The following is a 19186-nucleotide window of genomic DNA, read 5'->3' as shown; positions in this document are numbered from 1 at the left end:
GACATGACCACGGCCAAGGCGCCCGGCGAGGGCGCGCTCCAGGAGTACTTCGACACGACGATCGCCCGCGACCAGCGGGTGGAGCCGCGCGACTGGATGCCCGAGGGGTACCGCAGGACGCTGATCCGGCAGATCGCCCAGCACGCCCACTCCGAGATCATCGGCATGCAGCCGGAGGGCGACTGGATCACCCGTGCGCCCTCGCTGCGCCGCAAGTCGATCCTCCTCGCCAAGGTGCAGGACGAGGCCGGGCACGGGCTGTACCTGTACAGCGCGGCCGAGACGCTCGGCGCCGACCGCGACGACCTGACCGAGCGGCTGATCACCGGCCGCCAGAAGTACTCGTCGATCTTCAACTACCCGACGCCGACCTTCGCCGACGTGGGCGTCATCGGCTGGTTCGTGGACGGCGCCGCCATCTGCAACCAGGTCCCGCTCTGCCGCAGTTCGTACGGCCCGTACGCGCGGGCCATGGTGCGGGTCTGCAAGGAGGAGTCGTTCCACCAGCGGCAGGGCTACGAGCTGCTGATGACGATGATGGCCGGCACCGAGGCGCAGCGGGCGATGGTGCAGGACGCGGTGGACCGCTGGTGGTGGCCCTCGCTGATGATGTTCGGCCCGCCGGACGACAACTCGCCCAACTCCGAGCGTTCCATGGCCTGGAAGATCAAGCGGCACTCCAACGACGAGCTGCGCCAGCGCTTCGTCGACATGACCGTCCCGCAGGCCGAGCACCTGGGCGTCACCCTCCCCGACCCCGAGCTGCGGTGGAACGAGGAGCGCGGCCGGTACGACTTCGGCACGCCCGACTACGCCGAGCTGATGCGGGTCATCTCCGGCGACGGCCCCCGCAACGCCGAGCGCGTCGCCCGCCGCCGCGCCGCCCACGAGGACGGCGCCTGGGTCCGCGAGGCCGCCGCCGCCCACGCCGCCAAGCACACCGCCCGCCACACCGGGCCCGACCGGACGGAGGCCGCCGCATGAGCGAGACCCCTACCCCCGCCCCCGCCGAGAGCCCGCGCGGCTCCTGGCCGCTCTACGAGATCTTCGTGCGCGGCAAGCGCGGCCTCAACCACGTCCACGTCGGCTCGCTGCGCGCCGCCGACGACCGGATGGCCCTGCTCAACGCCCGGGACCTGTACACGCGCCGCAACGAGGGCGTCTCCGTCTGGGCGGTGCGCTCCACCGACATCGCCGCCTCGGCCCCGGACGAGAAGGACCCGTTCTTCGCGCCCAGCGGCGACAAGGTCTACCGCCACCCGACGTTCTACGACATCCCCGAGGACGTCCCGCACATCTAGCGGCCCCACCCCACCCCGAGCAGCACAGAACCACGGAACAAGGAGCACCCTCGATGAGTGACGACCACCTCTCGGCGTCCCTGGCCGCCGGAGCGGAGGACGGCGAAGGCCGCTGGGCGTTCGGCACGGGCTTCGAGGACCCGCTGCACGGCGTGGACACGACGCTGCCCGACGGGGTCGACGCCGCCGCGCTGGCCGCGCTCTGCCTGGCCCTCGGCGACGACGCCCTGGTCGGCGCGCAGCGCCTCGCCCAGTGGACCACCGACGCCCCCGAGCTGGAGATCGAGCTGGCCCTCGCCAACATCGGCCTCGACCTGCTCGGCCAGGCCCGCCTGCTCTACGCCCGCACCGGCCAGGTGGACGGCACCGGGCGCGGCGAGGACGCCTACGCCTACTGGCGTGACGCCGACGCCTTCCGCAACGTCCGCCTCGCCGAACTGCCGCGCGGCGACTTCGCCTTCTCCATGGCGCGGCTGCTGGCCCTGGCCGCCTGGCGGCTCGCCCTCTTCCAGCGGCTGGCCACGGCGCCCGACCCGGTGCTGGCCGCCATCGCCGCCAAGGGCGTCAAGGAGCTGGCGTACCACCGCCAGTTCGCCGCCGACTGGATCGTGCGGCTCGGCGACGGCACCGAGGAGTCGGCCCGCCGTATGCAGGCCGGGTACGACGCGGTCGGGCCGTGGCTGGGCGAGCTGGCCGCCGACACCTCGGCCGACGCGCTCGGCGGGGACGCGGCGGAGGCCGGGGCCGAGCTGCGGCAGGTGTGGGAGGAGACGGCGCGCGCGGCCGGGCTGACGGTGGGCGCCTACCCGGCGCACTCCGGCGCGGGCCGGACCGGGGAGCGTACCGAGCACCTGGCGCCGCTCCTGGACGAGCTCCAGTCGGTGGCCCGCGCGCACCCCGGGGCGGCGTGGTGACCCGGCCCGGCGCGGCGGTCACCGTCCCGGCCGCGCTCTTCGACGCCGGGCTCGACGCGGTCCTCGCCGAGGCCGCCCGCACCACCGGCGGCCCGGCCCCTCGCGCGCTCCCCGGCGCGGGGCCGGCCACCGCTGCGGACGGGGACGGCCTGGAGCGGGCCCGCGCCGCCGCGGCCGCCGTCCGCGACCCCGAACTGCCCATGCTGACCCTGGCCGACCTCGGCGTGCTGCGCTCGGTGGCGTACGCCGGGGACGGCGCGGTCGAGGTGGCGCTCACCCCCACCTACTCGGGCTGTCCGGCGCTGGCCGAGATGCGCGCGGAGACCGTACGGGCCCTGCACGGCGCCGGCTTCCCCGAGGTACGGGTGGTCACCGTGCTGGACCCGCCGTGGTCGACGGACTGGATCAGCGAGGCCGGGCGACGCGCCCTCGCCGAGCACCACATCGCTCCGCCGGGTCCAGCCCCGCGCTCCTCGGGCCCGGTGCCGCTCACGCTGTCGCCGACCCGTACCGCCGCGCCTGAGGTGGCGTGCCCGCTGTGCGGGTCGGGGCGGACGGAGGAGATCTCCCGGTTCTCCGCCACCTCCTGCCGGGCGCTGCGCCGCTGCCTCGCCTGCCGGGAACCCTTCGAGCACGTCAAGGAGATCTAGATGTCCGCGCCCACCTCGCCCGCCCCCGCCCCGGTCCCCGCCCGGCGCAGGCCCCGCTTCCACACGCTGCGGGTGGCGTCCGTGGAGCCGCTGTGCGAGGACGCGGCCGCCGTCACCTTCGACGTGCCCGACGCCCTCGCGGACGCCTTCGCCTTCGCCCCGGGCCAGTCCCTGACGGTCCGCCGCACCGTGGACGGCCGCGACGAGCGCCGCTCGTACTCGCTCTGCGCCCCGGCGGGCGCCCCGCCCCGGATCGGCGTACGGGTGGTGCCGGACGGGCTCTTCTCGACCTGGCTGGTGCGCGAGGTGCGGCCCGGCGACGTGCTCGACGTGATGGAGCCGACCGGCCTGTTCACCCCGGCCCTCGGTGAGCCGGAGCACCATGTCCTGGTCGCCGCCGGCTCCGGCATCACCCCGATGCTCTCCATCGCCGCCTCGGTCCTCGCCGGGCACCCCGGGGCCCGCGTCACCCTGCTGTACGGCAACCGCCGCTCGGGCACGGTGATGTTCGCCGACGAGATCGCCGACCTGAAGGACCGCTACGCCGACCGCTTCCAGGTCGCGCACGTCCTCTCCCGGGAGCCGCGCGAGGCCGAGATCCTCTCCGGCCGCCTCGACGCCGACCGCCTCGCCGCCCTGGTCCCGGCCCTGCTGGAGGTGGCCGACACCGACCACTGGTGGCTCTGCGGCCCGCACGGCATGGTCCGTGACGCCCAGGCCCTGCTGAAGCGGCTGGGGGTGCCCGGCGACCGGGTCCACCAGGAACTGTTCTTCGCCGACGACCAGGAGGAGCCGGCCCCGGTCCGCCGCGACGAGGACGCGCTGCCCGAGGGCCCGGTCTCCGAGGTGACCCTGGTCCTGGACGGGCGTGCCTCCACCTTCCCGGCGAGCCGCGCGGAGACGGTCCTCGACGGTGCCCAGCGGGTCCGCCCGGACATGCCGTTCGCCTGCAAGGGCGGCGTCTGCGGCACCTGCCGGGCCAAGGTCACCGCCGGCGGGACCGAGATGCGCCGGAACTTCGCCCTGGAGGAGGCGGAGGTCGAGCAGGGGTACGTCCTGACCTGCCAGACCCGGCCGGTGTCGGACGAGGTCACGGTCGACTTCGACGTGTGAGCCCGGCGCGTACCCGCGCAGCACGAAGCCCCTGACGCGTGGTCAGGGGCTTCGTCGCCGGTCGGCCGGTCACCGGCGGGGCGCCCTCGGGGCTCGGTGGGCGCGCTTCCGCAGCCGACGGGGATTGCGGCGCGGCGCGGGCCCGGGAGCCGGGCGGGGCGCGTCAGCTGTTGCCGGCGCCGTTGCCCGAGAGGACCGGGATGTTGCTCAGGAGGTGCGAGAGCGGCTCGTCACCCTTGGTCTGGGTGGAGTTCTCGACGCACTGCTGCTGCTGCGGCGAGGAGAGGACGTTGAGGTCCTGGACGGTGACCGGCACGAGGCCGATCAGCGAACCGACGTTGGCGTCGGCGGGCAGGCCGATGCACGGCTTGTTGAACGAGCCCTGGATGAGGCCGATCTGCGGGCTCATGTCACCGGAGGTGGAGGAGTTGCCGTAGTACTGCTCGGCGCCGTTGCCGCTCAGCGAGGTGTGGCCGTTGTCGTCGCCGATGGCCATCGCGGGGGCGGCACCGGCGGCGCCCATACCGATCGCGGAAGCGGCCACGGCCGCGGAGACCATCATCTTCTTCAGCATCTGCTTTTCCTCTTCGTCCGAAGTGCACGGGTCGTGCTCCCCGCGCTCCCTGGACAACTCACCACTCCGTATTTGGTGACGCCGATTCACCCGAACGGAAGGCGAGCCCACCTCCCCTCGCCCATCAGCACCTTTCCAGGCCCCGGCTCCGATAATCACAGGACTCCGCGCCCCCTCCCCCACCATTGGAGTGACACCGCCCGTACAGGCATAACCTCCCCGATGACGATGAGTTGTTCAGGGAGCCTCATCCCCGGGGCACTCCATCGGAAAGAGGAATCACTGTGATCAAGAAGGTCATGGCTACCGCTGCCGTCGCCGTCTCCATCCTGGGTGCGGGCGCCGCCGCGGCCGCTCCGGCGATGGCCATCGGCGACGACGGCGGCCACACGTCGCTGAGCGGCAACGGTGCCGAGCAGACCTACGGCAACACCTCGATCGCCGGCGACCAGAGCCCCCAGCTCGGCCTGGTTCAGGGCTCCCTGAACAAGCCCTGCGTCGGCGTGCCCGTCGACGCCAACGTCGGTTCGCTGATCGGCCTCGTGCCGGTCACCGTCCAGGACCTCGACGTCCTGTCCTCGCCGCAGCAGCAGCAGTGCGTCGAGAACTCCACCCAGACCAAGGGTGACGAGCCGCTCTCGCACATCCTGAGCAACATCCCGGTCCTCTCGGGCAACGGCGCCGGCAACAGCTGAGCCGTCCCCCGCTCGCCGGGCAGCGATCGCAGAGCAGGCCCCGCCGTGCGGCGGGGCCTGCTCTGCCTTCCCTTCCGCGGGGCGCGATTCCCCTCCTCCTCCGCCACCGGGGAATTCCGGTGACGGAAAGCGGCGCACCCCGGTAACGGAAAGCGGCGCACCGGGGAGTTCCGGTGCGCCGATGAACGGAGTGTGGCGGACACGCTCTCAGCGCAGGGTGCTGACCGGTACCAGGCAGTGGGCCGAGGCCATGATCACTTCCTCGTCGCCGATGAACCCCTTCAGCGCCTCCTCCTCCACCGGGACCCCCGGCGCGGCCTGCGGCCACGGCTTGGTGGTGAACATGAAGTACACCTGCCCGCGGGCGTGCGCGGCGGCCGTCCACTCCGGCGGCACCACGCACTGGGCGTTGAGGTGCTGCACCGTCAGGGTCGCGCTGTTCCCGGTGACGAGGACCGACACGGGGATGCTGGAGGGCGAACCGTCGACGATCCCGCCGCCGACCGGCAGCGCCGAGCGCTCCAGCAGGGCCCGTACGGCCACCTCGCCCGCCTCGGGGCCGGCCGCGCCGTCGCCGAGGGAGTAGGCCAGCAGGAAGGGCATGTCCTGGCCGTCGTTGACGTTCTCCCCGGCCCAGGCGATCACCGTGATGGTGCCGAGGTGGCTCGGGTCGAGCTGGGTTCCGGTGGCTGAGGTAGCAGAGGTCATAGCCCCGGACCCTAGGGGCGCCCGGCCCCACCGGGCATCCCGCGTCACCCGAACGGCCCAGCGCGGGGGCGCCCTTGTAGCCCGTACGGGGACACCGGCCGCCTCGCAGTCAGGCGGTCCGGCCGAGCACGAGGTAGCGCGGCCGGACGGAGAGCGCGGCCACCGCGATCGACAGGGCGGTCACCACGAGTCCGTACGTGCCGAACTTCCGGAAAACGATGCGGTGTCCGTGGCGGGCGGCGGTGCCGACCGTGACGAAGGACCGCGAAGAAGGCAAGCGTCTCCCCCCGACGTCCTTGACGGTCGCCGGGCCGGACTTCGCCCTCTCCCCCACGCCCCACCCGGCACCTGGATACGATCGGGACCATGCCGCACCCGGCCTCCCCCGACTCTCACGACGCACCCCGGCGCGCCCTCCACCCGCCCGCCCCCCGGACCCGGGAGCGGACGGTCGAAGGCGGGCAGCGGAGCGTGCTGGTCGCCATCCGCTCGGCGGTGGCGCTGCACCGGCTGCTGGACGTCCTGCCGGTCTTCGACGGCGACGACCGCGTCCGGGTCCGCTTCACCCTGGTCCCCGGTTCCCGCTTCGACGTCGACGCGCTCACCGCGCTGGACCGTACCGGCGCCCGGACGATGCCCTGGCAGGAAGCCTGCGGCACCCGGCACGACCTGGTCCTCAGTGCCAGTCCCAAAGGCGACCTGCACCTGCTGCCCGGCCCCCGGGCGCTCCTGCCGCACGGCGCCGGGTTCGGCAAGGCCCTCAGCGACGAGGGCTCCGCCGAGGTGCCCTCGGGCCTGGACCCCGCGCACCTGCTGACCGACGGCAAGCCCTGGGCCGACCTGCACGCCCTGGCCCACGAGGAGCAGGTGCTCCGGCTGGCCCGCCACTGCCCCGAGGCCGGCCCCGCCGTCGTCGTCGGCGACCCCACGGCCGACCGCCTGCTGCGTTCCCTGCCCCGCCGCGAGGAGTACCGCGCGGCCGTGGGCACCGGCCCGCGCCAACTCGTCGTCCTCACCTCGACCTGGGGTCCCGAATCGCTGATCGCCCGCCGCCCCGGGCTCCCCGCCGACCTGCTCGCACTCCTGCCCCACGACGCCTTCCAGGTCGCCCTGGTCCTGCACCCCAACGCCCACAGCCGGACCGGAAGCTTCGACCTCACGCGGTGGATGGCGCCGGCGCTGCGCGCGGGCCTCGTGCTGGCCCGCCCGCACGAGGAGTGGGCCGCGCTGCTGGTCGCCGCCGACGCCGTGGTCACCGACCACGGCTCGACCGGCCTGTACGCCGCCGCGCTGGGCCGCCCGGTCATCGGCGCCTACGACGGCGGGCACGAACTGGTCCCGCACAGCCCGATGGCCCGCCTGCTCGCCGCGATCCCGCACCTGGCGACCGCCCGCGGCCTGGCCGCCGCGCTGGAGACCGCCCGCGGTACCGACCCGCGCGGGCCCGCCGCGCACGCCTTCGCCCACCCGGGCGAGTCGCTGGCCCTGCTGCGCGGGCACCTCTACCGCCTGCTCGGCCTGTGCCCGCCGGCCACCCGGGTCGACGCCCCCGCCTTCCCACCGCCCACCACCGCCCCGCGCCGGCCGACCGCCCTCGCCGTACGCACCGAGGTCAGCGGGGACCACGTCACCGTGCACCGCTTCCCCCCGGACACCCCCGAACCCGCCCACCACCTGGCCGCCGAACACCCCACAGCCGGCCCCGGCGCGCTCCAGAGCGCGGCGGTGCTGTGGCGTCACGCGCGTACCCGGCCGCGGTCCGCCCACGACTCGGCGTGGACGGCGTCCGGCTGGACGGCTTCCGTGCTGGCGGAGCTGCCTGGCTGCCGGACCGCGGCGGCGATCCTCACCCGGGAGCGCTACCTGCTCCACCACCGCGGCGTCGGCCCGCTGACCGTGACCACCGAGCCCCAACGGGGCCAGGGCCGCTCCCACCACGCCGACCCGACCGCCGTCGTCAGCGCCGTCCACGCCTGGCTGGCCGCCGGCCCGCCCGACCGGCGGGCCGGGACCCTGCTGTGCGACACCGGACCCGTCCGCGTCCCGGTCCACCTGGCCCCGGCCGAGAAGGGCGACCTCGACTACGAGTTGTGAGCCGCCGGGAGCCCGCCCGAGCGCGCGACGATGCGCGCGGCGTCGGCGCGGTGCCTCTCCGCCCGCCCGGCTTCTCCGAGCGACTCCGCCACCTCGGCCAACTCCCGCAGCACCCGCACCTCGTCGGTGGCCGAACGCCGCTCACGGGCGCTCTCCAGCGCCGCCCGCACCCGCTCCTCCGCCTCCTGGAGGCGGCCGGCGGCCCTGAGCGCCCGCCCCAGTTCGAAAGCGGTGCGCCCGATCATCCGCTCCCGATCCAGGCCGACGGCGGCCGCGTGCGCCCGCCGCAGCAGCTCGATCGCCCGCCGGCTGTCCCCGCGCCGCAGCGCCACCTTGCCTTCCTGGTGGGTCAGGAGCATCACCCCGTAGGCGTTGCCGATCCGGGCGTGGATCTCCCGGGAGGCCGCGAAGTCGCCGACGGCTCCCGGCAGATCGCCCGTCTCCACCTTCAGCAGGCCCCGGAACTCCACGACCGAGGCGCGCAGCTTGTCGTCCTTCTTGTCGGTGCCCAGAGCCCGCGCGGCGTGCAGCGCCTGCCGCAGTTCCCGCGCAGCCTCCTCGTGGCGTCCCAGCTCCCACAGGGGCCGGGCCAGCTGGCACCGCATCCGCACCATCGCCCGCAGGGACTCCGTACGGTCGGCGGCCTCCACTCCCGTGCGGAAGGCGGCCACGGCCTCGCCGAGGTGCGGGTGGTCCAGGTAGTGCGTCCACAGCGACTCGCACAGCCCCCACGCCTCCTCGTACAGCCCCGCGTCGAAGGCCAGCCGTACGCACCCGTACAGCGCGAGCCGGTGCTGCTCCAGCCACCGGTCCGCCTGGGCCTTGTCCTCGAAGACCAGGCCGTGGGAGTCCCGCTCGACGGGTCCCGGCTCGGGGGCGAAGGTCATGCGGGGCCCGGCGGAGGCGCGGTCGGCGCGCGCCGCCTGCCGCCGGTACCAGCGGACCAGCGCGGCGAGCGCCTGGTCGCGCTCCCCGCCCGACGGGTCCGCCTGGCGCAGCCGCCGCTCGGCGTGCCCGCGCAGCAGGTCGTGCATCCGCCAGGCTTCGACGCCCTCCTCCAGCAGTCCGGCGCGTTGCAGCTCCTCCAGGAGGTCGCCGGCCTCCTGGGACCCGCAGCCCAGCAGGGCCGCCGCCGGTTCTTCGCCGATCACGGGGGCCGGCAGCAGGGGCAGCAGCCGGTACAGCCGGGCGGCCGGAGCGTCCAGGCCCTCGTAGGCGGCGTCCCACACGGCCTCGACCATGGGAATGCCCTTCTCGCGCAGTTCGGCGGTGAGTTCTTCGACCAGGCGCGACAGGGGCCGCCGTCGGTACTTGCGCACCCAACGCCCGGCCACCAGCAGCGCCGCGGGCAGCCCCGCGCAGCCTTCGACCAGGTCGGCCAGGGCCTCCGGTTCCGCCGCCAGCCGTGGATCGTCGACCAGGTGCCGCAGCAGTTCCCCGGCGTCCTCGGCCGGCAGCGGGCCGACCGGCACCTCCACCGCGGCGGCCACGTCCAGGTCGTACAGGGTGCCCTGGCTGGTGACGAGGACCAGGCTGTGGTCGGAGGCGGGCAGCAGGGGCGTGACCTCGCTGCCGAACCGGGCGTTGTCGATCACGAGGAGGAGCCGCTTGTCGCGGGTCAGGGTCCACAGTTGCTTGACGCGGGCGGCGAACGGCCGCTCCCGCCACTCCTTGTTCACGCCGAGCCCGGCCAGCAACTCCCCAAGCGCTTCATCGACCTCGACGGTGCCGTCGCGGCGCAGGTCGTTCAGGTCGACGTAGAGGACACCGTCCGGGTAGCGGTCGGCGAGGCGGCGGGCGACGTGGAACCCCAACGCGGTCTTGCCCACCCCGCCGATACCGGTCAGCAGGGCCACCAGCGGTCCGGCCTGCGGCGCGTGGTCCTCCACGGCCCGCCGAATCCGTTCCTGCTCGGCCACACGGTTCTCGAACCGGCGCCTCGCGGGCGGCAGTTCGAACGGCACGGCCGCCCCGGCCGGTTCGCCGCCGCTGATGTGCTGGTGCAACTCCTCGATCCGGCCGCTCTGGACGACGACGTGCGCCCGCCCGTCCAGGTGGTTACGCGTCTCGTCCGCCATGAACCAACAGTATTGCCTCGCCCACGGTCCGCCAGCAAGAAGCACCAAGCCGGTCAGCCGACCCGCCCCCACGGCCCCACGGCCCCACGGCCCCACGGCGAGGAACACGAAGACGCCCCCCGTCGATGACATGGGCAAGCCCGAAAGGAAGGGCAAGCCCCGACCATCCCGCCCCGGACGCCTCAACGCCGACCCGCCTCCCAGGGCCACGGGCCCGGCCCAGCCCCGCTAACCCCCGACGGGGGCGACCCCGGCAACCTCCATCCGCTACGCTGTCAGCGGTCGGCGACGACCAGGGCGCACCCTCACGGTCGCGCCCCGCCTCCGTAGCTCAGGGGATAGAGCACCGCTCTCCTAAAGCGGGTGTCGCAGGTTCGAATCCTGCCGGGGGCACCAGTGTGGAGGCCCCGGACCTGGCGTGGTCCGGGGCCTTTGGTGTTGCCGTTCGGGGACAGGAGGGTCAGGCCCTGGTCTCGGTCAGGGTGACGCCGTTTCCGCCGGGGCGTGGAGGGTCGCGAAGCGGACGGTTCCGGGGCGCTCTCCTGAGGGAGGGGCGGCTCCAGGCCGCGTGCGGGCAGTTCGGCCGGGGCTCTGTCCAGGTTCGGGATGCCGAGGTCGGTCAGGGTGGAGTCGGCGTGCTCCGGCGGGTGGAAGAGCTGGAGCCGGGCGTCCGGGGCGAGGTGCCGCTCGGTGGGGCTGGGCGTGGGGCGGCCGAGGGGGTGGGTGTACCTGGTGGCGGCGCGGGGGAGGTCGGTGACCGGGGCCACGGCGACGAGGGTGGTGACGGGCAACGGGAAGTCGGCGGCAGGGGTGTTCACGGGGAATCGGTACCGGCAGGGGCCTGGGCCGTCGCGCTTCTGCCCGGGGGCCTGCGTGCCCCGAGGGCCCGTATGCCCCGAGGGCCCGTATGCCCCGAGGGCCCATGCGCCCCGAGGACCCATGCGCCCCGAGGACCCGTGTGCCCCGGGGGCCCAGCGCGGGCGGGCCGGGGCACGTAGGGAAGAGCGGGAACGGTTCGCCTACGAAGCCACCCACCCGTGCACGCGGGCCAGTTCCGTCACCCGGGTGCGGATGCGCTTGATCTGGTCGGCGGTGAGGGTGTCGTCGGTGTCGAGGAGGAGGTCGGTGAGTTCGGTGCGGAGTTCGGCGACGGTCAGGGTGTCGGCGTCGTCCTGGTCGTCGTACTCGTCGAGTTCGGTGTCCGCGTCGGGCTCGCCCACGCCGGGGTTGGTGATGCGGGGGGCGTCGGGGCCGCCGGAGGAGAAGCCGACGGCGGGGGTGGAGCGGCGCGGGGAGGAACGGTAGACGAGACGGATCTGGGACGCCTTGGGGCCCTTCTCGCCCAGCTCCTCGAAGAACTCGACCTCGCGGCCGCTCTGGTACAGGTACTTCTCGTCGACCAGGTCGTTGGCGTGCATGAAGACGTCCTCACCGCCTTCGTTGGGCACGATGAACCCGTAGCCACGCACCTCGTCGAAGCGCAGGATCTTCCCGGTCTTCAGCACGACACCACACCTCCGCTGTATCTGGCACGCTGCCGGAGAACCGTTTCCGGCGTGCTGTGCGCGGCCGTCCCCTGGGCGCGGCCGTACCCGTCTGCGCCGCGTCCGCGTCAGGCGGGCGCGGCTTCACTCGGCCGGATGATACGCGTCCGGGTACGGCCGGGGGGAGCGGCCGTGGGTCCCCGTGGCACGGGCGGGTCCGCCCGCGGCGGGGGGCGGTACAGTCGCGGGCGGCCTTCGGCCGAGGTATCGGGACCGAAACGGGGTGGTGCGGGTGAGCAAGAAGCAAGTTCGCAAGATGTTCGAGCTGATGGGGCACGGGCAGCCGATCGTGTTGACGAGCCCGATGGCGTCGGTGAAGAAGCTGGCCAAACTGGCTTGCACCGCCCAGCAGTTCGGCTACGAGTACATCGACGTGCGGCAGGGCGGCGGGCGCAGTTCCGCGCTCCAGATGTACCTCGCGCCCGACCCGAGCCCCGCCGCGCGGCAGCGGGCGGCGGCCAACTGGCAGCAGTACCCGAAGGCGGGTGACGACGGTCCGCTGCCCCCGTATCCGGCGGACATGTTCGAACTGCTCAAGGCCCGCATCAACTTCGACCTGACCGGCCGGATGACGGAGCCCAACCGGCTCGTCATGGCGGGGCTGGGTGTGACGGTCGCCTCCGGGGTCATGGCTCTGCGGGACATGCCGCTGACCGGTGTGGCGATCTTCTGGGTGCTGGGCATGGCGGTGCTCGGCATCAGCGTCATGGTGCAGCGGCAGCGGAACGTGAAGTTCGCGGCGTACCTGGAGCGGCTCGGCTTCCTGCGGGTGACCGACGGGGAGGGCCGCGCCCGTTACCTGCCGCCGGGCACCCAGACCGGCTGGGGCGCGCCGCAGGCCGCCCCGTACGCACCGCCCCCGCAGCCCGCGCCGTACGGCTACCCGCAGCCGGGCCAGCCGCAGCAGCAGCCCGCTCCCTACGGCCAGGCGGCACCCCAGCAGCCGGGCCCCTACGGCCACCCCCAGCAGGGCCTGCCGCCCCAGCACCAGCCCGAGCCGGGCCAGTGGCCGCAGCAGGCCCCGCAGCAGCCCGGGCCGTACGGACAGCCGCCGCAGCAGTAGGGAGCGTCTCGCGTCTGGGCGCAACCTCCGGCCCGGACGGGCCTCCGCCTGCCGACAGCGGGCGTATGAGCGGTACGTGGGCCCAGAGGCCGGCTCCTCCCGCGTCGACCCGCCCCTGGTGCGCCTCTGGCGGGGCGCCCGCGGGGGCGTGGTCGGCCGCGGGGCCGCCGCCCGGGGCGCCGCGCGAGGGGTAGGCGCCCGCCCGGTCAGGCCGACCGGGCCGCCTCGGCCTCCTCGCCGGTGTCCGCCCCGGCCGCCCGCGCCGCCGCCTCGGCCAGCTCGTCCAGCGACAGGCCCAGCGTGGCGGCGAGGGCCGCGACCGTGAAGAAGGCGGGGGTCGGGGCGCGGCCCGTCTCGATCTTGCGGAGGGTTTCCGCGGAGACGCCGGCGGCGGCGGCGACCTCGACCATGCTGCGGTCGCCGCGGGCCCTGCGCAGGAGGGCGCCGAAGTGTTCGCCGCGGGAACGTTCCCAGGGGGTCAGAGCTGTTCGCACCATGACCGTGATACTAATACCGGTATAGAAATTGGATGCGCCGGGGAGGCGGCATGCCGTCCCCCGGCGCGCCCGCATGCCCCGGGGCCGGTCACCGAGGGCGGGGCAGCACGGCATGGTGGAGATCAAGACCGACGGGGAACTGGACGCGATGCGGGAGGCGGGCCGGGTCGTCGCCCAGGCACTGGCCGCCGTCGAGGAGGCGGCGGCTCCCGGGGTGTCGCTGCGGGAGCTGGACGAAGTGGCCCGGGGCGTGCTCGCCGCCGCCCGCGCGACCTCGCCGTTCCTCGGCTACCAGCCGGGGTTCGCGCCGATCCCGTTCCCGGCGGTGATCTGCGCCTCGGTCAACGACGCGGTGCAGCACGGCATCCCGACCGACTACCGGCTCCGCGACGGCGATCTGCTGAGCGTGGACTGCGGGGCCCGGCTGGACGGCTGGACCGGTGACGCCGCCACCACCTTCTCGGTGGGCACGCCCCGCCCCGAGGACGCCAGGCTGGTCGCCGACACCCGCGTCGCCCTGGCGGCGGGCATCGCCGCGGCCACCGCCGGCCACCGGATCGGCGACATCTCGCACGCGATCGGCTCGGCGGCCCGGCGCGGCGGCTACGGCGTCCCGGCGGACTTCGGCGGACACGGCATCGGCCGCCGCATGCACGAGGACCCGCACATCCCCAACCGGGGCCGCCCCCGGCGCGGCTTCCCGCTCCGCCCGGGTCTCGCCCTCGCGATCGAGCCGATGTTCCTCGCGGGCGGCTCGGACGCCTGCTGGACCGGCGAGGACGGCTGGACCATGTTCACCGCCGACGGCAGCCGGGCGGCGCACATCGAGCACACCATCGCCGTCACGGAGTCGGGCCCGCGCCTGCTGACCGTCGTCTGACCCCGCGCCTCAGCGCAGCTCCTCCGGGCAGGCCGTCCCGCGCGGGATCTCGTACGGGGCCGCGATGCGGTACGTGCCGGCCTTCGGGGCGACGAGTTCGGTCCAGGTGGAGCCGGTGGCGTCGGGTTCCGTGGGGGCGAGGCAGCCGTGGCGGTTGGCGTACTCCTCGGGCAGGCCGGGGCCGGCCTCGGTGCGGTCCCGGGAGGCGGCGGTCTCCTCAGGGGCCGGCAGGGTGTCGCCGTCGGCGTCCACCAGGCCGAGCCACGGGGAGTACGGGAGGCGGACCAGGACGCGGCCGGGGCGCAGCACGTCGAGGGTGATGGTGCCCTGTTCGGCGCGGCGGACCAGGGCGGGCGGGTCGGCGATGGGGGTGGGGTTCTCGACGGCGTAGAGCCGCCAGTTGGCGTCACTCCAGACGAGGTCGAGGTAGGGCATGCCGCGTTCGATGAGGGCGCGTTCGCGTTCGCCGCCCTCGCCGTCGACGTTTCCGTCGGGCAGCACGATGTGGTGCACGGCCCAGCGGTCGAGCCAGGCGCGGTAGGTGGCCGCGTTGAGGGAACGGTCGTAGAAGAGGGGGTTCCGCTCGACGTCGGCCTGGCGGTTCCAGCCGCGCGCGAGGTTGACGTACGGGGCGAGGGCGGAAGCCTCGCGGTGGCTGCGGGAGGGGACGACCTCTACGCGGCCCTGGTCGGCACCGGCCTGGTCGAGGTGGCTGATGAGGGGGGCCAGTTCGCGGTTCCAGGAGGCGATGGGGGTGGTGTTGACGATGTCGTCGACGGTCTTGACGCCGATCCACCCGGTGAACAGCACGAGGGAGGCGACGAGGGCGTACCACTTGCGGCTGGCGCGGACGGTGAAGGGCAGCGCCGCCAGCAGCACGGCGCCCGCGAAGAGCATCGGCAGCCGGGTGACGTTGGAGCCGATCTGCGAGTGGACCGCCCAGACCAGCAGCACCGCGAGGGCGTAGACACCGCTGGTGACGCGGACCGTCACCCAGTGCCGGGGCACCAGGACGCAGACCAGCACGCCGTACAGGAAGGGGATCGCCGCCGAGCCCAGGGACATCGGCTGGGTACCGGAGAAGGGGAACAGCACGGTGGAGAGGCCCACGACGGCGGCCGGGGCGAGGCCCAGGGCGTAGGCGGCGGGGCGTCGGCGGACGAGGAAGAGGGCGGCGGCGACGAAGCCGACGAAGAGCCCGGCGACCGGTGACCCGGCGGTGGAGAGCCCCGCGAGGACGGCCGCGACGGCGCCCTTGGTCCAGCGGCGGTGGCGCCAGCGGTGCGGCCAGCAGAAGCACACGGCGACGGCGGCCAGGCCGAACATCATGCCGAGGCCGAAGGTGACCCGGCCGGACACGGCGTTGCAGAACAGTCCGTACACACCCGCGAAGGCGGGAAGCAGGGTGCGCCGCGGTGCCCCCGGCCCGGAGACCGCGCCGCTGCGGATCAGCAGCAGGGCGAGCAGCCCCGCCGAGACGGTGCCGGCCAGCATCATCGTGGTGCGCACGCCCAGGACGTGCATGAGGTAGGGCGAGACGACGCTGTACGAGACGGGGTGCATCCCGCCGTACCAGGCGAGGTTGTACGCCGAGCCGGGGTTGCGCCCGACGAACTCGGCCCACGCGTCCTGGGCCGCGAGGTCGCCGCCGCTGTTCGCGAAGGTGAAGAACCACAGGACGTGCAGGGCGGCGGCGAGCGCGGTGGTGAGGGTGACCGGGTGGAGCAGCAGGCGGCGGGCCCGGGACGGCCCGGCGGCGGGTATCTCCGGGGGCGCGGCCTCGTCCAGCTCGGCCTGTCCGGTCTCGGCGGTGGTCACTGGCGGTTCTCCCCGTTCGTCCCCGGCCGGTGGGCGCGGGTGCCGTGCGGCGCCGCCTCGTCCGACTGGTCCCGGCGCCCGGGACGCTAACACGGCTCCGGCGGCCCTCCCCCGCCTGGGGGGAACGCCGCCGGAGCCGGTGGTGCGGCAGGTCAGCCGACGCGCTGGATCCTGGCTCCGAAGGACGGCTCGGCCAGGTCGCTCTGGAGCGCGACGGGCACCTCGACGGCGTCCCCGGTGCCGTCGCCGACGCTGAGCACGCCGACCTCGGTCCCGGCCTTCGCCTCGTGCGGCAGGGCCTTGCCACCGTCGTCCAGGGCCAGCTTCACGGTCAGGCCGGGCCAGCCGACGGCAGGTACGTCCTTGGTGGCGACGACCGGCGTGGTGGAGCCGAGCCCGTCGTCGACGTGGCCGACGACGTCGCCCTTCCTGACCACCTGCTTGGAGGTGAGCAGCTCCTGGGTGCGCAGGATCAGGTCCTTGGAGTGGGCGGTGGCGGTGTCCAGGATGGGCGGCGCGTGCTGGCCGAAGACGGCGCCGATGATCAGCTGCTTCTCGCCGTCGACCTCCTTCTCGGCGGCGAAGAGCAGGTTGCCGCCGGCCTTGGTGGTGGAGCCGGTCTTGATGCCGACGACGCCGTACATCGGGACGAGGTTGTTGTAGTTCTTCTCGCGCTGGCCCGAGGTGGTCGACTCGTAGAACGGCAGCCGGACGACCGAGCTGAACGCCTCGAACTCCATGACGGCCTTGCCGAGCTTCACCTGGTCCTCGGCGGAGGAGACGGTGGTCTCCTTGAGGCCGCTGGGGTCGGTGTAGGTGGTGTTCTCCATGCCCAGCTCGGCGGCGTACTTGTTCATCTTCTCGACGAAGGCCCCCTCGTCGCCGTCACTGTCCCAACGCGCCAGCTGGCGGGCGATGTTGTTGGCGGAGGGCAGCATGATCGCCTCTATGGCCTCCTTGACGGAGATCTTCTGGCCCTCGGTGACCTTGACGGTCGACTCCTGCCCGGCGTTCTCGTAGTCCTGTTGGGCCTTGGCGTCGATGGTGAGCCGCTCGCCCTTGGTGCCCTTCTTGACGGGGTGCTCGCGCAGGATCGTGTACGCCGTCATGACCTTGGCGACCGAGCCGATCGGGATCGGCTTCTGCTCGCCGTACGAGCCGAGCGAGCCGATGCCGTCGACGGTGACCATCGCCTGGCCCTCGCTCGGCCACGGCATGGCCGGCTCCTCGCCCTCGAAGGTGTACGTCTCCTCGGCGGTCAGCGCCAGCGTGCCCTGGGGCAGCGGACGCACCGACTGGACCACCGCGAAGACGATGAGCAGCAGGATCACCAGCGGCGTCCAGATCTTCACCCGGCGCACGGCGGTGCGCAGCGGGGTCTCCGGCGGCGGCGGGGTGTTGGTCAGCTCGGCGAGCAGGTCCAGCGGCGGCAGCGGCTGCTGGGTGGTGCGCTCGGCGACGGGCAGCGCGGCCGTCTCGTCGGCGGCCGGGGCGGGCGGTGGCACGACCTTGGCGCGCGGCGCCTCGTCGGCCTCGGCCGGCTTGGCCGCCGCCGGCTCGGACTTGACCGCCGCCGGACCCTCCAGCCCGCGCAACGGCACGAACTTGCTGGTCCGCTCGGCCTCCGACTCGCGCCCGGCCCCCTTCGCGGCCTTCGGCTCCTCGGCCTTCGACTCCTCGGCCTCGGGCTTCCCGGCGCCGGACTTCCCGGCGCCGGACTCCTTGGTGTCGGACTCCTTGGTGTCGGACTCCTTGGTGTCGGACTCCTCGGGCTTGGCGTCGCCGACCTTCAGCATGGTCGTCGGGTGGTCGACCTCGGGCTCGGACTTCGGCGCCCGGAACACGGCGGTCGGCTGGTCGACCCCCTGCCGCTTGCCCACCTTGCGGAGCTTCACCCCGGAGGAGACGGCAGCGGCGTCCTCCTCCTCGTCCGCCTCGCCGCCCTCGTCGGCGTCCCCGGCCTCGGGGTCCTTCGCCGGCCCGTCCTTCGCCGACTCCCCCTCGCCGCCCGGCTTCCCGCCCTGCGCGGGCACACCGGCCCGCCCGACATCCTTCTTCACGCCGGATTCGCCCGCACCGTCCGACTCCCCGGCTTCCGTCGCCGCGGTCTTCCCGGCACCGGCCCCCGACTCGTCCGACTCGTCCGACTCGTCGGCCTCGTCGGCAGCGGCGTCCCCGCCCGGCTTCGGCGCGCCCCCGGCGTCGTGGTTGGCGGCGTCGGCGTCGTTGGCGTCGGCGTCGTTGGCGTCGGCGGCATCACCGGCGCCCGGCTCGCCTGAGTCGGCGTCAGCATCGCCCGCCTCGCGCGCCGCGGGCACCTTGGGGGCACCCGGACCCCGCACAGGCTCGTCGGGCGCCTCTGAAGCGTCCCCAGCGCCCTCCTCGCCCTCGCCGCGGGCGTCGTGGGGGCCGGCGTCGGCGGAACCCGCCTCACCTTCACCCGACTTGCCCTCTTCGTCACCTTCGTCGGTGGCCACCCAGGCGGCCACGGCATCCCGCAGCCGACCGTCCGTACCGGACTCGGTGTCACTCGCACCGACTTCGGCGGCGCCCTCGTCGGTGGCGGCGTCGGCGCTGGTGGCGGCGTCACCCTTCTCCGACTTCTCCGACTCCTCGGCCTTCTCGGGCTTGTCGGCCGTCTCGGGCTTGTCGGCCGCGTCAGCGCGGTCAGCGTCGGCATCGGCACGCTCGCCGGAACCACCGGCCTCGCCCTCCGCGTCCTCCCCCTTCGCGGAACCGCCCGCCTCCCCGGCCGTATCGGCTTCCTCCGCACCGGTGTTGACGTCGGATTCGACGTCCCCGTCGGAGTCAGCCTGGGCGCCGGAGCCGGAGGCCGCATCGGAGCCGGAGTCCGCGTCCGAGCCGGAATCCGCATCCGTACCGGCGTCGCGAGCCTCCCCCGCGCCGTCGGCGGCGTCCGCACCGTCAGCCGCGTCCGCACCGCCGGCGCGCCCCTCGGCGTCGGCCGGCTCCTCGGCGTCGGCGGGCTTCCCGTCGGCGCCGTGCTGCCCGTCCGTCCTCAGGACGGTCGTGGCCTGATCGGTGCGGTCCGGTGTCTCGCGGGCGACCGCGATCCGGGGGTCGCGGTTGTCCGTGGCCGGGGACGGAGCGTCGGTGGCCGGGGTGCCGGAATCCCCCGCCGCCTTCTTCTGCTCCGACCTGTCGGGGAACTCGCCCGCCACCGATGCCTCCTCGATAAGCCGTCCGTCGTGCCGGACGACGTCGTGTCCGAACCATGTACCAGTGTCCTGTGTGAC

17 protein-coding genes and 1 tRNA gene are annotated in these 19186 nt (G+C 74.2%); 10 read left to right on the top strand and 8 right to left on the bottom strand.

Features of this window, described 5'->3' with window-relative positions; all coding sequences use genetic code 11:
• Nucleotides 1-3: 3 nt before the first annotated feature.
• From paaA to paaE, 5 genes are read left to right on the top strand one after another with little or no spacing between them, the layout of a single operon-like run.
• Nucleotides 4-984: a 1,2-phenylacetyl-CoA epoxidase subunit PaaA gene (paaA, locus tag ACSLIC_RS15970; RefSeq protein ID WP_436738367.1), complete on the top strand. Its 981-nt coding sequence runs from the start codon at nucleotides 4-6 to the stop codon at nucleotides 982-984.
• The gene (paaB, locus tag ACSLIC_RS15965) at nucleotides 981-1301 is read left to right on the top strand and encodes a 1,2-phenylacetyl-CoA epoxidase subunit PaaB (protein ID WP_436738366.1); all 321 of its coding nucleotides are present in this window, start codon (nucleotides 981-983) and stop codon (nucleotides 1299-1301) included. The genes paaA and paaB overlap by 4 nt, the downstream gene beginning before the upstream one ends.
• 53 nt (nucleotides 1302-1354) lie before the next feature.
• Nucleotides 1355-2215 carry a 1,2-phenylacetyl-CoA epoxidase subunit PaaC gene (paaC, locus tag ACSLIC_RS15960; RefSeq protein WP_436738365.1) on the top strand — a complete coding sequence of 287 codons (861 nt, stop codon included), beginning with the start codon at nucleotides 1355-1357 and terminating at the stop codon, nucleotides 2213-2215.
• Nucleotides 2212-2865 (top strand): 1,2-phenylacetyl-CoA epoxidase subunit PaaD, encoded by a 654-nt coding sequence (paaD, locus tag ACSLIC_RS15955; RefSeq protein WP_436740385.1) that lies wholly within the window; start codon nucleotides 2212-2214, stop codon nucleotides 2863-2865. The genes paaC and paaD overlap by 4 nt, the downstream gene beginning before the upstream one ends.
• Nucleotides 2866-3978 carry a 1,2-phenylacetyl-CoA epoxidase subunit PaaE gene (gene paaE / locus ACSLIC_RS15950; protein WP_436738364.1) on the top strand — a complete coding sequence of 371 codons (1113 nt, stop codon included), beginning with the start codon at nucleotides 2866-2868 and terminating at the stop codon, nucleotides 3976-3978. It abuts the gene before it with no gap.
• Nucleotides 3979-4141: 163 nt separating this feature from the next.
• Here the strand turns inward: paaE and ACSLIC_RS15945 are convergent, their stop codons facing one another.
• On the bottom strand, nucleotides 4142-4552 hold the full coding sequence (locus ACSLIC_RS15945; protein ID WP_436738363.1) for a rodlin: 411 nt from the start codon (nucleotides 4550-4552) through the stop codon (nucleotides 4142-4144).
• Nucleotides 4553-4836: 284 nt separating this feature from the next.
• Here ACSLIC_RS15945 and ACSLIC_RS15940 point away from each other — a divergent pair, with 284 nt between their 5' ends.
• Nucleotides 4837-5247: a rodlin gene (locus ACSLIC_RS15940; RefSeq protein ID WP_436738362.1), complete on the top strand. Its 411-nt coding sequence runs from the start codon at nucleotides 4837-4839 to the stop codon at nucleotides 5245-5247.
• 207 nt (nucleotides 5248-5454) lie between these two features.
• On the opposite strand, the gene ACSLIC_RS15935 is transcribed toward ACSLIC_RS15940, so the two are convergent.
• Entirely contained in the window at nucleotides 5455-5955 is a 501-nt protein-coding gene (locus ACSLIC_RS15935; RefSeq protein ID WP_436738361.1) for a DUF5949 family protein, read from the bottom strand.
• A 109-nt stretch (nucleotides 5956-6064) separates the two neighbouring features.
• Nucleotides 6065-6232, bottom strand: coding sequence for a hypothetical protein (locus ACSLIC_RS15930; protein WP_436738360.1), 168 nt, complete (start codon nucleotides 6230-6232; stop codon nucleotides 6065-6067).
• A gap of 89 nt (nucleotides 6233-6321) precedes the next feature.
• On the opposite strand from ACSLIC_RS15930, the gene ACSLIC_RS15925 reads away from it, so the two are divergent.
• Entirely contained in the window at nucleotides 6322-8049 is a 1728-nt protein-coding gene (locus ACSLIC_RS15925) for a translation initiation factor 2 (RefSeq protein ID WP_436738359.1), read from the top strand.
• Here ACSLIC_RS15925 and ACSLIC_RS15920 read toward each other — a convergent pair.
• Nucleotides 8037-10127, bottom strand: coding sequence for an NB-ARC domain-containing protein (locus ACSLIC_RS15920; protein ID WP_436738358.1), 2091 nt, complete (start codon nucleotides 10125-10127; stop codon nucleotides 8037-8039). The genes ACSLIC_RS15925 and ACSLIC_RS15920 overlap by 13 nt on opposite strands.
• Before the next feature lie 320 nt (nucleotides 10128-10447).
• On the opposite strand from ACSLIC_RS15920, the gene ACSLIC_RS15915 reads away from it, so the two are divergent.
• Nucleotides 10448-10523: transfer RNA gene (locus tag ACSLIC_RS15915), tRNA-Arg, on the top strand.
• 623 nt (nucleotides 10524-11146) lie between these two features.
• On the opposite strand, the gene ACSLIC_RS15910 is transcribed toward ACSLIC_RS15915, so the two are convergent.
• Entirely contained in the window at nucleotides 11147-11632 is a 486-nt protein-coding gene (locus ACSLIC_RS15910; RefSeq protein ID WP_436738357.1) for a cold-shock protein, read from the bottom strand.
• Nucleotides 11633-11897: 265 nt separating this feature from the next.
• Here ACSLIC_RS15910 and ACSLIC_RS15905 point away from each other — a divergent pair, with 265 nt between their 5' ends.
• Entirely contained in the window at nucleotides 11898-12734 is an 837-nt protein-coding gene (locus ACSLIC_RS15905) for a hypothetical protein (RefSeq protein WP_436740384.1), read from the top strand.
• A 206-nt stretch (nucleotides 12735-12940) separates the two neighbouring features.
• Here ACSLIC_RS15905 and ACSLIC_RS15900 read toward each other — a convergent pair whose 3' ends face one another.
• Nucleotides 12941-13231: a helix-turn-helix domain-containing protein gene (locus ACSLIC_RS15900; protein ID WP_436738356.1), complete on the bottom strand. Its 291-nt coding sequence runs from the start codon at nucleotides 13229-13231 to the stop codon at nucleotides 12941-12943.
• A gap of 112 nt (nucleotides 13232-13343) precedes the next feature.
• Between ACSLIC_RS15900 and map the strand changes: the two genes are divergently transcribed.
• Nucleotides 13344-14111: a type I methionyl aminopeptidase gene (map, locus tag ACSLIC_RS15895; RefSeq protein ID WP_436738355.1), complete on the top strand. Its 768-nt coding sequence runs from the start codon at nucleotides 13344-13346 to the stop codon at nucleotides 14109-14111.
• Between the two features lie 9 nt (nucleotides 14112-14120).
• Here map and ACSLIC_RS15890 read toward each other — a convergent pair whose 3' ends face one another.
• Nucleotides 14121-15929, bottom strand: coding sequence for an MFS transporter (locus ACSLIC_RS15890; protein ID WP_436738354.1), 1809 nt, complete (start codon nucleotides 15927-15929; stop codon nucleotides 14121-14123).
• Nucleotides 15930-16081: 152 nt separating this feature from the next.
• On the bottom strand, nucleotides 16082-19111 hold the full coding sequence (locus ACSLIC_RS15885; RefSeq protein WP_436738353.1) for a serine hydrolase: 3030 nt from the start codon (nucleotides 19109-19111) through the stop codon (nucleotides 16082-16084).
• Between the last annotated feature and the right edge of the window lie 75 nt (nucleotides 19112-19186).

This window comes from Streptomyces sp. BBFR102 (genome assembly GCF_051397025.1).
Classification (GTDB): domain Bacteria; phylum Actinomycetota; class Actinomycetes; order Streptomycetales; family Streptomycetaceae; genus Streptomyces.
This window is presented reverse-complemented; position numbering and strand designations above follow the sequence as displayed.

Coding starts and splice junctions, on each gene's coding strand:
- ACSLIC_RS15900 (WP_436738356.1), bottom strand. CDS start 13,231: ATGGTGCGAACAGCTCTGACCCCCTGGGAACGTTCCCGCGGCGAACAC.
- paaE (WP_436738364.1), top strand. CDS start 2,866: ATGTCCGCGCCCACCTCGCCCGCCCCCGCCCCGGTCCCCGCCCGGCGC.
- ACSLIC_RS15925 (WP_436738359.1), top strand. CDS start 6,322: ATGCCGCACCCGGCCTCCCCCGACTCTCACGACGCACCCCGGCGCGCC.
- paaC (WP_436738365.1), top strand. CDS start 1,355: ATGAGTGACGACCACCTCTCGGCGTCCCTGGCCGCCGGAGCGGAGGAC.
- map (WP_436738355.1), top strand. CDS start 13,344: ATGGTGGAGATCAAGACCGACGGGGAACTGGACGCGATGCGGGAGGCG.
- ACSLIC_RS15935 (WP_436738361.1), bottom strand. CDS start 5,955: ATGACCTCTGCTACCTCAGCCACCGGAACCCAGCTCGACCCGAGCCAC.
- paaB (WP_436738366.1), top strand. CDS start 981: ATGAGCGAGACCCCTACCCCCGCCCCCGCCGAGAGCCCGCGCGGCTCC.
- paaA (WP_436738367.1), top strand. CDS start 4: ATGACCACGGCCAAGGCGCCCGGCGAGGGCGCGCTCCAGGAGTACTTC.
- ACSLIC_RS15945 (WP_436738363.1), bottom strand. CDS start 4,552: ATGCTGAAGAAGATGATGGTCTCCGCGGCCGTGGCCGCTTCCGCGATC.
- ACSLIC_RS15920 (WP_436738358.1), bottom strand. CDS start 10,127: ATGGCGGACGAGACGCGTAACCACCTGGACGGGCGGGCGCACGTCGTC.